This window comes from Methylobacterium sp. WL7 (assembly GCF_008040085.1).
Taxonomy (GTDB): domain Bacteria; phylum Pseudomonadota; class Alphaproteobacteria; order Rhizobiales; family Beijerinckiaceae; genus Methylobacterium; species Methylobacterium mesophilicum.
On the sequence record NZ_VRVG01000431.1, the window covers coordinates 1 to 227 of the forward strand.

At 66.5% G+C, this 227-nt stretch carries 1 pseudogene; it reads left to right on the forward strand.

Annotated elements, in window-relative coordinates:
• Nucleotides 1–47 precede the first annotated feature (47 nt).
• Nucleotides 48–227, forward strand: a pseudogene (locus FV233_RS31045) (hypothetical protein); the annotation flags it as partial.

Below are 227 nucleotides of genomic sequence, written 5' to 3' on the forward strand. Positions count from 1 at the left end.
TAGATCCTGCGGATCATTACGTCCGTTATGGTCGGGCTGAGGGGCGATTGCCCAATGCCGCGGCCCACCACGCGCGCGATTCCGAGCTGGAGCTGAAGAGGCAGGTCGATCCGGCCTGGTACCTCGCGACTTATACAGATGTGGCAGCGGCGGGCGTCGACCCGGCTGAGCACTACGCCCTCGCCGGCCACAGCGAAGGCCGTTACGCCAACGCCGCAGCTGCAGCC